The sequence below is a fragment of the Pseudomonas sp. QS1027 genome, from assembly GCF_002814235.1.
In the GTDB taxonomy this organism is placed as follows: domain Bacteria; phylum Pseudomonadota; class Gammaproteobacteria; order Pseudomonadales; family Pseudomonadaceae; genus Aquipseudomonas.
In genome coordinates this window covers 144,235-158,884 of record NZ_PHSU01000018.1, presented here as the reverse complement: position 1 = coordinate 158,884, position 14,650 = coordinate 144,235, and the positions used below count along the sequence as shown (strand labels likewise).

Annotated in this window: 13 protein-coding genes; 4 read left to right on the top strand and 9 right to left on the bottom strand. The window is 62.2% G+C overall.

The genetic code is table 11. The features are described 5' to 3' along the window. Nucleotides 1-57 precede the first annotated feature (57 nt). The 9 genes from pdxJ to lptF form a co-directional block, all read right to left on the bottom strand. On the bottom strand, nucleotides 58-804 hold the full coding sequence (gene pdxJ / locus CWE01_RS17790; RefSeq protein ID WP_100941844.1) for a pyridoxine 5'-phosphate synthase: 747 nt from the start codon (nucleotides 802-804) through the stop codon (nucleotides 58-60). 158 nt (nucleotides 805-962) lie between these two features. After that, nucleotides 963-1,652, bottom strand: a complete 690-nt coding sequence (gene recO / locus CWE01_RS17785; protein WP_100941843.1) for a DNA repair protein RecO — start codon at nucleotides 1,650-1,652, stop codon at nucleotides 963-965. A gap of 210 nt (nucleotides 1,653-1,862) precedes the next feature. After that, complete coding sequence (gene era / locus CWE01_RS17780) at nucleotides 1,863-2,765, bottom strand: GTPase Era (RefSeq protein ID WP_100941842.1); 903 nt, start codon at nucleotides 2,763-2,765, stop codon at nucleotides 1,863-1,865. After that, complete coding sequence (gene rnc, locus CWE01_RS17775; RefSeq protein WP_100941841.1) at nucleotides 2,758-3,447, bottom strand: ribonuclease III; 690 nt, start codon at nucleotides 3,445-3,447, stop codon at nucleotides 2,758-2,760. Before rnc ends, era begins: the two co-directional genes overlap by 8 nt. Then, on the bottom strand, nucleotides 3,444-3,821 hold the full coding sequence (locus tag CWE01_RS17770) for a DUF4845 domain-containing protein (protein WP_100941852.1): 378 nt from the start codon (nucleotides 3,819-3,821) through the stop codon (nucleotides 3,444-3,446). Before CWE01_RS17770 ends, rnc begins: the two co-directional genes overlap by 4 nt. A gap of 61 nt (nucleotides 3,822-3,882) precedes the next feature. Then, nucleotides 3,883-4,737 carry a signal peptidase I gene (lepB, locus tag CWE01_RS17765; protein ID WP_100941840.1) on the bottom strand — a complete coding sequence of 285 codons (855 nt, stop codon included), beginning with the start codon at nucleotides 4,735-4,737 and terminating at the stop codon, nucleotides 3,883-3,885. A 5-nt stretch (nucleotides 4,738-4,742) separates the two neighbouring features. Beyond that, nucleotides 4,743-6,542 carry a translation elongation factor 4 gene (gene lepA / locus CWE01_RS17760; RefSeq protein ID WP_100941839.1) on the bottom strand — a complete coding sequence of 600 codons (1,800 nt, stop codon included), beginning with the start codon at nucleotides 6,540-6,542 and terminating at the stop codon, nucleotides 4,743-4,745. A gap of 170 nt (nucleotides 6,543-6,712) precedes the next feature. Continuing rightward, nucleotides 6,713-7,774, bottom strand: coding sequence for an LPS export ABC transporter permease LptG (gene lptG / locus CWE01_RS17755; RefSeq protein ID WP_100941838.1), 1,062 nt, complete (start codon nucleotides 7,772-7,774; stop codon nucleotides 6,713-6,715). After that, a complete protein-coding gene (gene lptF / locus CWE01_RS17750) occupies nucleotides 7,767-8,885 on the bottom strand; it encodes an LPS export ABC transporter permease LptF (protein WP_100941837.1) in 1,119 nt (372 codons plus the stop codon). Before lptF ends, lptG begins: the two co-directional genes overlap by 8 nt. 323 nt (nucleotides 8,886-9,208) lie before the next feature. Between lptF and CWE01_RS17745 the strand changes: the two genes are divergently transcribed. From CWE01_RS17745 to CWE01_RS17730, 4 genes are all read left to right on the top strand, one after another. Continuing rightward, nucleotides 9,209-10,699 (top strand): leucyl aminopeptidase, encoded by a 1,491-nt coding sequence (locus CWE01_RS17745; protein ID WP_100941836.1) that lies wholly within the window; start codon nucleotides 9,209-9,211, stop codon nucleotides 10,697-10,699. A gap of 57 nt (nucleotides 10,700-10,756) precedes the next feature. Further along, nucleotides 10,757-11,185 (top strand): DNA polymerase III subunit chi, encoded by a 429-nt coding sequence (locus CWE01_RS17740; RefSeq protein ID WP_100941835.1) that lies wholly within the window; start codon nucleotides 10,757-10,759, stop codon nucleotides 11,183-11,185. An 8-nt stretch (nucleotides 11,186-11,193) separates the two neighbouring features. Then, nucleotides 11,194-11,610 (top strand): DNA polymerase III subunit chi, encoded by a 417-nt coding sequence (locus CWE01_RS17735; protein ID WP_100941834.1) that lies wholly within the window; start codon nucleotides 11,194-11,196, stop codon nucleotides 11,608-11,610. Between the two features lie 138 nt (nucleotides 11,611-11,748). Then, a complete protein-coding gene (locus tag CWE01_RS17730) occupies nucleotides 11,749-14,595 on the top strand; it encodes a valine--tRNA ligase (RefSeq protein WP_100941833.1) in 2,847 nt (948 codons plus the stop codon). Nucleotides 14,596-14,650: the final 55 nt, after the last annotated feature.

Sequence of the window (14,650 nt, the reverse complement as noted above, 5' to 3'; positions counted from 1 at the left end):
GTCAAGACAGTTGCTCCTACAGGTTTGGTGTACAGCCCGTCAGGATGAGGCCGGGCCTCAAGCCTTCGGCGCCGCCGCCAGGATCAACTCTTTCATCTCCACCACCGCGGCCTTGAATCCGACGAACAGCGCATGGGCCACCAATGCGTGACCGATGTTCAGCTCATTGATCCCCGGAATCGCCGCCACCGCCTCGACGTTGTGGTAATGCAGGCCATGCCCGGCATTGACGATCAGCCCCTGGGCCACGCCAAACGCCACGCCATCGGCGATCCGCTTCAGCTCTTCGGCGACTTCCGCCGGTGTATGGGCATCGGCATAACGCCCGGTGTGCAATTCGATAGCCGGCGCACCGACACGCTTGGCCGCGGCAATCTGACGCTCGTCGGCATCGATGAACAGCGACACTTCGCTGCCGATCTTGCTCAGACGCTCCACCGCCGCCTTGATCCGCTCCTCCTGCCCCGCCACGTCAAGGCCGCCTTCGGTGGTCAGCTCCTGGCGGGTTTCCGGCACCAGGCAGATATGCGCCGGCCGAATGCGCTCGGCAAACGCCATCATCTCTTCGGTCACGCCCATCTCGAAGTTCATCCGCGTCTGCAACACATCCTTGAGCAGCAGCACATCGCGCTCCTGGATATGCCGGCGGTCTTCACGCAGGTGCACGGTGATGCCATCGGCGCCCGCCTCTTCGGCATCCAGCGCAGCCTTGACCGGATCGGGATAACGCGTGCCCCGGGCCTGACGCAGGGTGGCGACGTGGTCGATGTTCACGCCGAGAAGGATACGAGTGCTGGTGCTCACGGAAAGACTCCTGAAGAGTGGAAGATTCGGTGCACAGCATACACGTCAGTCGTGGCCTGTACGGCCAGTTCTGTGTGTCGAGTGTGGATGTCGAGGGTTCACCGGGGATCACTGAAGCCGCCAACCAGACCTCGGCCCTGTCGCCAATGAGCCCGCCCTCAGGGCTTGCGAAACAACTCGCGACTGACCAGCGGCTTGCCGCCCAGGTGCACCGCCAGGGCCTGGCGCATCAGGCGCTTGGCCGCCGACAAGGCGCCCACCGCCGTCCAGTCGGCCTCGGCCATGGCCAGCAGCTCGGTGCCCTGGAACAGACCCGGTTGCAACAGGTAGACCCGCTCCAGGCCGGCATCGACTTGCAGGCGGTACAAGCCATCCGCCGCCAGCGGTTCGCCGTGAATATCCTGGTCCAGGGAAAAACCATAGCCGAGGTCGTCCAGCAGCCGCCATTCAAAGGAGCGCAGCAGTGGTTCGAGAGGTCGGCCTTCGGCCAGGGCGAGCAAGGTCGCGGCGTAATGGTCGAAGACCGCGGGGTGCGGGTCTTCGGCGGGGAGCAGGCGGATCAACAGCTCATTGAGGTAGAGACCGCTGAACAGGGCCTCGCCAACCAGCCAGGTGGCGACACCGGCGCTTTCCATCCGTCCGACGTTCTTCAGCTCGCCGCGACCGCGAAATTCAACTTCGAGGGGCACGAAGGGCCGCGCCAGGGTCCCGGCCTTGCCCCGCGCACTGCGCAGCACGGCACGCAGCCGACCTTGCGGGGTGATGAAATCCACCAAGGCGCTGTTTTCGCGGTAGGCACGGGAGTGCAGGACGTAGGCCGGTTGGCCGGGAGGTGGCTGGGTGGACATCGGCGTATGAATGTCTCTGAAGGAATACTACTTCTGGCAGGCAAACTTATTGTGGCGAGCGGGCTTGCCCGCGCTGGGCCGCGAAGCGGCCCTAAAACCAGAGATCGCGGTGTGCCAGGTAGAACGAGGTACCTGGTTTTGGGGGGGCTTCGCCCCCCAACGCGGGCAAGCCCGCTCGCCACAAGACCGCGTTAGCCACAAGATGGCGTGTTACAGGTCGCCGTAACCCAGCGAACGCAGTGCACGCTCGTCATCGGACCAGCCGCCTTTCACCTTGACCCACAGGTTGAGCATGATCTTCGAATCGAACAGCAGTTCCATATCCTTGCGCGCCTCGGTGCCGATGCGCTTGATGCGCTCGCCCTTGTCGCCAATGATGATCTTCTTCTGGCCGTCACGTTCGACGAGGATCAGCGCATGGATATGCAGGGTCTTGCCCTGCTGCTTGAATTCTTCGATTTCCACGGTGATCTGGTAAGGCAGCTCGGCGCCCATCTGCCGCATGATTTTCTCACGCACCAGTTCCGCCGCCAGGAAACGGCTGCTGCGGTCGGTGATCTGGTCTTCCGGGAAAAAGTGCTCGTTTTCCGGCAGGTGCGCGGCGATCAGGCTTTCCAGGTGCTCAAGGTTATGCCCGTGCTGCGCCGAGATCGGCACGATCTGCGCCTTGGGCAGCTGTTCCTGCAACCAGGTCAGGTGCGGCATCAGCTCAGCCTTGTCCTCGATCCGGTCGGTCTTGTTCAAGGCCACGATCACCGGGCCTTCGACGTACTGGATGCGTTCCAGGACCATCTGGTCCTCGTCGGTCCAGCGGGTCCGATCCACCACGAAGATCACCACGTCGACGTCTTTCAACGCCGCCGAAGCGGTCTTGTTCATGTAGCGGTTCAGGGCCTTTTCGCCGCCCTTGTGCATACCGGGGGTATCCACGTAGACCGCCTGCACGGTGCCTTCGGTCTTGATCCCGAGCATGTTGTGACGAGTGGTCTGGGGCTTGCGCGAGGTGATCGCCAGTTTCTGCCCGAGGATATGGTTCAGCAGCGTGGACTTGCCCACGTTCGGCCGGCCGACGATGGCGACGTAGCCGCAGCGTGTTGCCGTTGAATCAGTCATTACCATTCTCCACGCCCAGGGCAATCAGGGCTGATGCGGCCGCTACCTGTTCGGCAATACGACGGCTCACGCCCTGTCCTCGGCTTTTTTCATTCAATAGGGAGATCTCGCACTCGACGAAGAACGTCCGGCAATGCGGCTCACCCTGGATATCCACCACTTCGTAACGCGGCAGGTCGCAGGCCCGGGACTGGAGAAACTCCTGCAGCCGGGTCTTGGGGTCCTTGTTGGTGTCCACCAGCGTCAGGCTGTCGAACTCCGAGGTCAGCCAGGCCAACACCCGGTCCCGTGCCGCTTCCATGCCGGCATCCAGGTAAATGGCGCCGATCAGGGCTTCCAGGGCGTCGGCGAGAATCGATTCACGGCGAAAACCACCGCTCTTCAATTCGCCGGAACCCAGGCGCAGGTACTCGCCCAACTCGAAACCACGAGCCAGTACCGCCAGTGTTTCACCTTTCACCAGGCGCGCGCGCAAACGCGACAACTGGCCTTCGCGAGCCTGGGGAAAACGCTCGAACAGCGCTTCACCGGCGACGAAGTTGAGAATGGCATCACCGAGGAATTCCAGGCGTTCGTTGTTGCGCCCGGCAAAACTGCGGTGAGTCAGGGCCAGGAGCATCAGCTCCTGATCCTTGAAGGTATAGCCGAGCTGGCGCTCGAGACGACTTAAAGACACGCTCACGGTTTGGCCACGCTGAATTCGTGGTCGAACTTGACCACCAGATCGATGTTCTGGATCAGCGGATCACGCTGCTCATATTTCAAGTGCGCGAGGAACCGGTTGTCCTCCAACGTCACGCTTAACACCTTGTTCAAATCCAAATCCTGAATACTGTTGACCTGCATGCCGCGGGTAACGTGGGTATAAAAGTCGTTGACGGTGGTGATATCCGCCGCCTTGTCGGTTTCCACCGACATGATGATTCTCTTCATCGACAGATAGTCGAGGTAATGCGGGACCACCTTCAGCGCCACACTGGCGGCAAAGGCCACCAACGCCAGGGTCAGCAACCAGCCAAAAAACGACAGGCCTTTTTGCGAGCGAGCAGAGGTCATCTTCATGGTACTGCGGCACCTGAAAAAGCACTCGGCGCTGTGTTCACAGCGCCGGGTTTGGTTACTTGATCAGACCGACCCGGGAAAAATTCGGGAAGTGGCTGAGTTTCGGTTCGGGCCAGCTCATCCAGACCGCAAAGGCCTTGCCGACGATGTTCTCGTCGGGAACCATGCCCAGCAGCTCCTTGGGAATGTTCGGGTCATCCCAGTAGCGGCTGTCGTTGGAGTTGTCGCGGTTGTCGCCCATCATGAAGTAGTGGCCCGCGGGGACCGTCCACTCGTGATCAGGCGGCGCGCGGTAGCGGCCCATCTCCTTGCGGATCAGGTGCTCGGCGGCGCCCAGTTGCTCCTTGTAGAGCTCGGCGCTGCCCAGCATGCCCGGCTCGGCGCCGACCAGCTGTTCGGCCACCGGCTGGCCGTTGACGAACAGCTTCTTGTCAGTGGTGTAGCGCACCACGTCGCCCGGCAGGCCGACTACACGCTTGATGTAGTTGACGTTGGGGTCGCTCGGGTAGCGGAACACCATCACATCGCCGCGCTGCGGATCACCGACCTGGATGACCTTCATGTCGATCACCGGCAAACGGATCCCGTAGGAAAACTTGTTCACCAGGATGAAGTCGCCGACATCCAGGGTCGGCTTCATCGAGCCGGACGGAATCTGGAACGGCTCCACCAGGAACGAACGCAGCACCAGCACGATGAACAACACAGGGAAGAAGGATTTGCCGTATTCAACCAGCAAAGGCTCCTTGCTCAGCTTTTCGACCACCTCGCCATCGGGCTGCGTCACGCTGCCCTGATAGGCCGCGATAGCGGAACGCCGACGAGGCGCCAGAAAGATCAGATCGAACAACGCCAAGACACCACAGACGGCGACGGCGATGACCAGCAACAGCGGGAAATTTAGTGACATAGGACCTAACTATCCAACCTGAGCACTGCAAGGAAGGCTTCCTGTGGAATTTCCACGTTGCCCACTTGCTTCATGCGTTTCTTACCGGCCTTCTGCTTTTCCAACAGCTTGCGCTTACGGCTGACGTCGCCGCCATAGCATTTGGCCAGTACGTTCTTTCTGAGGGCCTTGACGGTTGTCCGCGCCACGATCTGCCCGCCAATGGCGGCCTGGATGGCAACGTCGAACATCTGACGAGGAATCAGTTCTTTCATCTTCTCGGTCAACGCACGACCTTTGTAATGCGCGTTATCACGATGCACGATCAGCGCCAGGGCGTCGACCTTTTCACCGTTGATCAGTACATCCAGCTTGACCAGGTTGGCCGACTGGTAACGATCAAAATGGTAGTCCAGCGAAGCATAGCCGCGACTGGTGGATTTGAGACGGTCAAAGAAGTCCAGGACCACTTCGTTCATCGGCAAATCGTAGGTCACCTGCACCTGGGAACCGAGGAACAGCATGTCGTGCTGGATGCCACGTTTCTCGATACACAGGGTAATGACGTTGCCCAGGTGCTCCTGCGGTACAAGGATATTGGCCCGCACGATCGGTTCGCGCATATCCTCGATGGCCGACAGGTCCGGCAGCTTGGACGGGTTGTCGACGTAAATGGTTTCACCGTTCTTGAGCAGCAGCTCGAAGATTACCGTCGGCGCGGTGGTGATCAGGTCCAGGTCGTACTCGCGCTCCAGGCGCTCCTGGATGATCTCCATGTGCAGCATGCCGAGGAACCCGCAACGGAAGCCGAAGCCCAGGGCGTCGGAGCTTTCCGGGGTGTACTGCAGCGAGGAATCGTTCAGCGTGAGCTTTTGCAGGGCTTCGCGGAAGTCTTCGAAATCGTCGGAGCTGACCGGGAACAGACCGGCGTAGACCTGCGGCTGGATGCGTTTGAAGCCCGGCAGCACGTCGACGTCAGGGGTGGTGCTCAGGGTCAGGGTGTCACCCACCGGCGCGCCGTGGATGTCCTTGATACCGGCGATGATAAAGCCCACTTCGCCAGCCTTCAGGTCGACGGTGGCGGTGTGTTTCGGGTTGAACACGCCGACGCTGTCCACCAGGTGCATCTTGCCGGTGGACTTGACCAGGATCTTGTCGCCCTTGCGCACACGGCCGTGGCGCACGCGCACCAGGGACACGACGCCCAGGTAGTTGTCGAACCAGGAGTCGATGATCAACGCTTGCAGCGGATCTTCGATATTGCCGGTCGGCGCGGGAATGGTGGTCACCAGGCGCTCGAGCACTTCGTCGACACCCAGGCCGGTCTTGGCGCTGCAGGTGACGGCGTCGGTGGCGTCGATACCGATGATCTTCTCGATTTCTTCCTTCACGCGGTCCGGATCGGCCTGGGGCAGGTCGATCTTGTTCAGCACCGGCATGACTTCCAGGCCCTGCTCGATGGCGGTGTAGCAGTTGGCAACGGATTGGGCTTCGACGCCCTGGCCGGCGTCCACCACCAGCAAGGCACCTTCACAGGCCGCCAGGGAACGGCTGACTTCATAGGTGAAGTCGACGTGGCCGGGGGTGTCAATGAAGTTCAGCTGGTAGGTGATGCCATCGCGAGCCTTGTAGTACAGGGTAACGCTATGGGCCTTGATGGTGATCCCGCGCTCGCGCTCCAGGTCCATGGAATCCAGCACCTGTGCTTCCATCTCGCGCTCGGCAAGGCCGCCGCACATCTGGATGAAGCGATCGGCCAGAGTCGACTTGCCATGGTCAATGTGGGCGATGATGGAGAAATTGCGGATATGACTCAAATCACTCACGGATCAACACTCAAAAAGGTTGCAGGCAGACTGCCCGCCGAAAAATAGCCGGGAATTGTACCTGATGCGCGACCAAGGCGTCACGTGAACAGGCCGGACGGCACGGACAAAAAAGCCTCGGTCAGTGGACAGAGGCTTTTCCGTGGATCATTTACCGCTCGATCGCTTCATCATCCGGCTCGACGCAACAGCCAGACACCGGCCACCGCACAGATCGCCGCCGGCACCACCACCGCCAGCAGCGGCGGGAAACCGAACACCAGGCTCGAAGGCCCGAGCAGGTCCTGGGCGATGCGGAAGGTGAAGCCCACCAGCACGCCGGTGAATACCCGTTGGCCCAGGGTAACCGAACGCAGCGGGCCGAAGATGAAGGAAATCGCCATCAATACCAGTGCCGCCGTCACCAGCGGTTGCAGGACCTTGACCCAGAACGCCAGCCAGTAACGACCATTCGCCAGGCCCTGGTCCGCCAGGTAGTGGATATAGCTCCACAGGCCGCTGATCGACAGGGCCTCGGGCACCATCACCACGGTACTCAGCAGGTTCGGGCTCAAGGCCACGTCCCAGCCCTCTTCCGGCACATTGATCACTTCGGTGCGACCGTCACGGAAATAGGTGGTGGTCACGTCCGTCAGCGTCCAGAGGTCCTTGTCGAAGTGAGCCTTCTTGGCAAAGCTCGACGAGAGCATGTGGCGCTCGCTGTCGAAGTGATAGCGGGTCACACCGTAAAGCAGGCCATTGGGCTGCACGGCGTTGATATGGATGAACTCGTCACCCTGACGATGCCAGAGGCCGTTGCGCGAACTCTGCGCATCCCCCGAACCCTGGGCCAGGGCCTTGGCCGCCTGGGCCTTGCTCTCGGTGGCCGGGGCGACGTACTCGCCGACCAGCACGCCGATCAGCATCAACAGCAGCATCGGCTTCATCACCGCCCAGACGATGCGCCCGACGGAGACGCCCGCCGCGCGCATGATGGTCAGTTCGCTGTTGCTGGCCAGGCTGCCGAGGCCGATCAGGCAGCCGATCAGGCCGGCCATCGGCAACATGTCGTAGACCCGGCGCGGCGCCGTCAGCACCACGAAGCTCAGTACGTCGCCCAGGGTGTAGGTATCGGAGATGCTGCCCATCTCGTCGATAAAGGCAAACAGCGAGGCCAGCCCGAGGATGATCCCCAGTACGGCAAGGATCGCCATGAATACACTGCTACCAATGTAGCGATCGAGCTTACCCACGAGCCATCTCCTTCACAGTGCGACGACTCGCCAGTTTCAAACGCAGGGGTTCCCAATACAGCAGCGCCAGGCCGATGGCCAGGAACAGGCCGTGCACCCACCACATGCCCAGCAGCGGTGACAAGTTGCCTTTCTCCAGCGCGCCACGGGCGGAAATCAGCATGGTCAGGTAGGCCATATAAAGAAGGATCGCCGGCAGCAGCTTGAGGAAACGGCCCTGGCGCGGGTTGACCCGCGACAGCGGCACGGCCATCAGCGTCACGATAAACACCAGCAGGGGCAGCGACAGCCGCCATTGCAATTCGGCGACAGCCTTCAGGTCCGGGTTGCCGAACAGGCTGGAGGTGGTCATCGCATCGCGATCGGTGACTTCTTCGCTGATCTCGGGCTTGGGCAGCATGACACCGTAGGTTTCGTACTTGATCGCCCGGTAGTCGGCCATCCCCGGGCTGCCGTCGTAGCGATAGCCGTTTTCCAGGATCAGGTAGCGATTGCCGTCCTTGCGCACTTCCTGGCGGCCTTTCTCGGCCACCAGCACGGAAATGCCCCGGTCCTTCTTGTTCACACCGAAGCGTTTTTCCGAAATGAACACACCGCCCAGGTTCGCCCGGTCATCGGAGAGTTGCTCGGTATAGGTGACCCGCGAGCCATCGTTGAGCTCCTGGAAGCGGCCGGGCACCAGGGTGTCGAATTCGGTCATGGCGTCCTGCTGGTTGAGCAGCAACTGGAATTGCAGGGCGCCCTTGGGTGCCAGGCTCAGGCTGATCCAGGCCACCAGCAAGGCCACCAGCAGCGCCGGCGCCATGGTCATGCCCAGCAGACGCTGCTGGCTCATGCCGGTGGCGGACAGCACGGTCATTTCGCTTTCGAGATAGAGCCGGCCGTAGGCCAGCAGAATCCCGAGGAACAGCCCCAGCGGCAGGATCAGCTGGAGGAAACCGGGCAGGCGGAAGCCCATGATCAGGAACAGCGAGCCCGGGTCCAGTTGACCCGAGGCGGCCTGGGCAAGGAACTTGACGAAGCGTCCGCTCATGGTGATGACCAGCAACACGGCGCTTACCGCACTCAAGGTGATCAAGACTTCGCGGGACAGATAACGAAAAACAATCAAACCAGACACTCCAGGGTTGTCAGGCTAAGGTGGCCGAACAAGCAAACATAGGCACCGACAGAGGGCTCGCCACGGCGGGCCGTCTAAAAAGAGGCGCATTATCCTGTGATTGACCGCGCCTGTCACTGCGCATGCGCAAGCCCCGGCCCCGGGAGCGGCCAAAGGTCACTGTGGGGGCCACCGATGATCGGTATTGGGACTTGCCCCCGGCCAGCGCCGAGGTTCAAACTGCGGCCTTTGCCGAAGACCACGCCCTTGCGTCGCTTCGCCCCGGTGCAGAGCTGTCTCTGCGCCCTTTGACCTTAATATTCAGGGACCCGGACATGGAACTGGTTGTAAAAAGCGTCAGCCCAGAAACGTTGAAAACCGCCACCCTGGTAATCGCCGTCGGCGAAGGCCGGACACTCGGCGCGGTCGCCAGCAAAGTCGATGAACTCAGCGGCGGCGCCATCAGCGCCATCCTCAAGCGCGGCGACCTGGCCGGCAAGGTCGGCCAGACCCTGCTGCTGCAAAGCCTGCCCAACCTCAAGGCCGAACGTGTGCTGCTGGTGGGCGTGGGCAAGGACGCCGAACTCGGTGACCGGCCGTTCCGCAAAGCCGTTGCCGCGATCCTCGCCACCCTCAAGGGCCTGGGCGGCAGCGATGCCGTGCTTGCCCTCGATGAAGTCGTGGTCAAGGGCCGCGACAGCTACGGCAAGACCCGCCTGCTGGCCGAAAGCCTGCTGGACGGTGAATACAGCTTCGACCAGTTCAAGAGCCAGAAGGCCGAACCCCGCGCCCTGAAGAAAATCACCCTGGTGACCATCAAGGCCGCGCAAGCCGAAGTCGAACGCGCCGTCAGCCACGCCCGCGCCATCGCCGGCGGCATGGCATTCACCCGCGACCTGGGCAACCTGCCACCGAACATCTGCCACCCGAGCTACCTCGCCGAACAGGCGAAGAACCTCGGCAAGGCGAACAAAGGCCTGAAGGTCGAGGTCCTTGACGAGAAGAAGATCAAGGAACTGGGCATGGGCTCGTTCTACGCCGTGGGCCAGGGCAGCGACCAGCCGCCACGCCTGATCGTCATGCAATACAACGGCGGCAAGAAATCCGAGAAGCCGTTTGCCCTGGTCGGCAAGGGCATCACCTTCGACACCGGCGGTATCAGCCTCAAGCCGGGCCTGGGCATGGATGAGATGAAATACGACATGGGCGGTGCCGCCAGCGTATTCGGCACCCTGCACGCCGTGCTCGCCCTGCAACTGCCGATCAACCTGGTGTGCATCCTGGCCTGTGCCGAGAACATGCCGAGCGGCGGCGCGACCCGTCCGGGCGACATCGTCACCACCCTCAGCGGCCAGACCGTGGAAATCCTCAACACCGACGCCGAAGGCCGCCTGGTGCTGTGCGACGCCCTGACCTACGCCGAACGCTTCAAGCCCCAGGCGGTGATCGATATCGCCACCCTGACCGGCGCCTGCGTCGTCGCCCTCGGCGCCCACACCTCGGGCCTGCTGGGCAACAACGACGAACTGATCGAGCAACTGCTCAGCGCCGGCCGCCAAGCCGATGACCGCGCCTGGCAACTGCCGCTGTTCGACGAGTACCAGGAACAGCTGGACAGCCCGTTCGCCGACATCGCCAACATCGGCGGGCCGAAAGCCGGGACCATCACCGCGGCGTGCTTCCTGTCGCGCTTCGCCAAACAGTTCAACTGGGCCCACCTGGACATCGCCGGCACCGCCTGGACCAGCGGCGGCAAGGACAAGGGCGCCACCGGCCGTCCGGTGCCCCTGCTGACCCAGTACCTGCTGGACCGCGCCAAGGCCTGAACCTGAGCCTGCCGGGTGGCGTCGGTCAATGACGCTGCCCGGAATCCGGAATCCCCTATGACCCAAGTCGACTTCTATATCCTTCCCAGTGCGGACCCTTCGGCGCGCCTGGACTTTGCCTGCAAGCTGACCGAAAAGGCCTGGCGCCTGGGGCACAAGGTCTACCTGCATTGCAGCGACAGTGCCCAGCGCGACGATCTCGATGCCCGCCTGTGGCAGTTCAAGGGCGAGAGTTTCGTTCCCCACGGCCCGGCGGAAAGCGAGCCGGAAGGCACCGTGGTGCTGGGACTGGGCGAAGACCCCGGCCCCCATCAGGACCTGCTGGTGAACCTCGATATGAAGGTACCGTCGTTTGCATCGCGCTTTGCCCGTGTGGCCGAAGTGGTGGTGGAAGACCCGGCGATTCGTCAAGCGGCGCGGGAGAGTTTCCGCTTCTACCGCGAACAGGGCTATCCTCTGCAAGATCACCGTCTACAGCGACTTTGAGCACCCCGATGGACACTCCAAAACAAACACAAAAAGCCGCGCCCTTGCTGGACGAGCTCGAATCGATCCGCAAGTTGCTGGGCGATGACACCCTGCAACCGCCGCTGCTGACCGAAACGGTCGCCAGCGAAGGACAGATCCCCCTGCTGTTCGACATGGTGGGTAATAAAACCAAGGTCGAGGTGCAGCCCGAAGCTGTCGTTGCGCCCGTCGTCAAGCCTGAACCGGCCCCCGTGGCCGTCGCCGCCGAGCCGAGCAAGAACAAGAGCCAGGACGCCCTGCTGCACCTGGACAGCGAACTGCGCGCCGCCGCGCAACTGATCATGCAGGACGTGATCGACGACTTCGCCCCGCATATCGAAACCGAGATCAAGCGTCGCCTGGACGCGCGCATGGAACGCCTGCTCAGCCAGTATCCTTCCTGACACGACGCCTCACCCGAGCCCTGTCTGCGCCAGCGGGCATTTTTGTGCCACCGGCGCTCACCTCGCTCTACGCCCCGCGCCATATCCCCGTTATACTTGTCGGCTTTCCTGAATTAATGCCTAAGGGTCCCGCCGCGCATGGATAAGACCTACCAGCCGCACGCCATTGAAACTTCCTGGTACCAGACCTGGGAGTCCGAGAATTATTTCGCCCCGCAAGGTACCGGCGACGCCTACACCATCATGATCCCGCCGCCGAACGTCACCGGCAGCCTGCACATGGGCCACGGTTTCAATAACGCGATCATGGACGCCCTGATCCGTTTCCGTCGCATGCAGGGTCGCAACACCCTGTGGCAGCCGGGCACCGACCACGCCGGGATCGCCACGCAGATGCTGGTGGAACGCCAACTCGAAGCCCAGGGCCAGAATCGCCATGACCTGGGCCGCGAGAAATTCCTCGAAAAGGTCTGGGAATGGAAGGATCAGTCCGGCGGCAACATCAGCCGCCAGATCCGTCGCCTGGGCTCGTCCGTGGACTGGAGCCGCGAGCGCTTCACCATGGACGACGGCCTCTCGGAAGCGGTCAAGGAAGCCTTCGTGCGCCTGCACGAAGATGGCCTGATCTATCGCGGCAAGCGCCTGGTCAACTGGGACACCAAGCTGCACACGGCGATCTCCGACCTCGAAGTGGAAAACCACGACGAGAAAGGTTTCCTCTGGAACCTGCGTTATCCACTGGCTGACGGCGCCAAGACCGCCGACGGCCTGGATCACCTGATCGTCGCCACCACCCGTCCGGAAACCATGCTCGGCGACTCGGCCGTGGCGGTAAACCCGGAAGACGAGCGCTACAAGGCCCTGATCGGCAAGTTTATCGAGCTGCCGCTGGTCGGCCGTCGTATCCCGATCATCGCCGACGATTATTGCGATCCTGAATTCGGCACCGGTTGCGTGAAAATCACCCCGGCCCACGATTTCAACGACTACGAAGTCGGCAAGCGCCACAACCTGCCGCTGCTCAACGTCTTCGACAAGAACGCGGCCATTCTCCCGGCCTGCCAGGTGTTCAACCTCGACGGCACGCTGAACGACAGCATCGACGGCAAGATCCCGGCCGAATACGTCGGCCTCGACCGTTTCGAAGCGCGCAAGCAGATCGTTGCCGCCTTCGACGCCGCCGGCCTGCTGGTCAGCGTTGACGACCACGGCCTGAAAGTGCCGAAGGGCGACCGCTCCGGGACCATCATCGAGCCGTGGCTGACCGACCAGTGGTACGTGTCGACCAAGCCCCTGGCCGAACCGGCCATTGCCGCCGTGGAAGACGGCCGCATCGCCTTCGTGCCCAAGCAATACGAAAACATGTACTTCTCCTGGATGCGCGATATCCAGGACTGGTGCATCAGCCGCCAGCTGTGGTGGGGCCATCGGATTCCGGCCTGGTACGACGAGTCGGGCAAGGTCTATGTCGGTCGCGACGAAGCCGAAGTCCGGGCCAAGCACAACCTCGGCCCGGACGTTGCGCTGCAACAGGACAACGACGTCCTCGACACCTGGTTCAGCTCGGGCCTGTGGACCTTCTCCACCCTGGGCTGGCCGGAGCAGACCGACTTCCTCAAGACCTTTCACCCCACCGACGTGCTGGTGACCGGTTTCGACATCATTTTCTTCTGGGTCGCCCGGATGATCATGCTGACCATGCACCTGGTGAAGAACGAGGACGGCACCCCGCAGGTACCGTTCAAGACCGTCTACGTCCACGGCCTGGTGCGTGATGGCCAGGGCCAGAAGATGTCCAAGTCCAAGGGCAACGTCCTTGACCCGCTGGATATCATCGACGGCATCGAACTCGAAGACCTGGTGCACAAACGCACCACCGGCCTGATGCAACCCAAGCTGCAGAAAGCCATCGAGAAGCAGACCCGCGCCGAGTTCGCCGAAGGCATCGCCAGCTACGGTACCGATGCCCTGCGTTTCACCTTCTGCTCGCTGGCGTCCACCGGTCGTGACATCAAGTTCGACATGGGCCGCGTCGAAGGCTATCGCAACTTCTGCAACAAGATCTGGAACGCCGCGCGCTACGTGCTCGACAAGGGCGAAGACTGCGGCCAGAACGGCGAAGCCTACGAGCTGTCCCTGGCTGATCGCTGGATCATCTCGCAGCTGCAACGCACCGAAGCCGAAGTGACCCGCCAGCTCGACCAGTTCCGTTTCGACCTGGCCGCCCAAGCCTTGTACGAGTTCATCTGGAACCAGTATTGCGACTGGTACCTGGAACTGTCCAAGCCGGTGCTGTGGGACGAGAATGCGCCGGTCGAACGCCAGCGCGGCACCCGTCGCACCCTGGTGCGCGTGCTGGAAGTGGCCCTGCGCCTGGCGCATCCGTTCATGCCGTTCATCACCGAGGAAATCTGGCAGCGCCTGGCGCCGCTGGTCGGGGCCGAAGGCAAGACCATCATGCTGCAACCGTGGCCGGTGGCGAACGAAGCGCGGATCGACGAGGCGGCCGAAAGCGATATCGAATGGCTCAAGACCCTCATGCTCGGCACGCGCAACATCCGCGCCGAGATGAACATCGGTCCGGGCAAGCCACTGGCCGTGTTCGTGAAGAACGCCAGTAGCGAGGACCAGCGTCGCCTCACCGAGAACGACGCATTGCTCAAGAAGCTGGCGAAGCTGGAGTCGATCACTGTATTGGCCGCAGGCGACGAAGCACCGCTGTCCGCCACCGCTTTGGTCGGCGAGATGGAAGTGCTGGTGCCGATGGCCGGCCTGATCGACAAGGACGCCGAACTGGCGCGCCTGGACAAGGAAATCCAGCGTCTGCAAGGTGAAGTGCAGCGGGTCGGCGGCAAGCTGTCGAATGCCGCGTTCGTCGACAAGGCTCCGGCCGAAGTCATCGAGAAGGAACGCGCCAAGCTGGCCGAGGCCGAACAGGCCCTGGGCAAGCTGGCCGAGCAACACGCACGGATCGCCAGCCTGTAAGCCTGGCGATTGACTGAAAAAGGGAGGCCCTCGAGCCTCCCTTTTTCATGCCCGC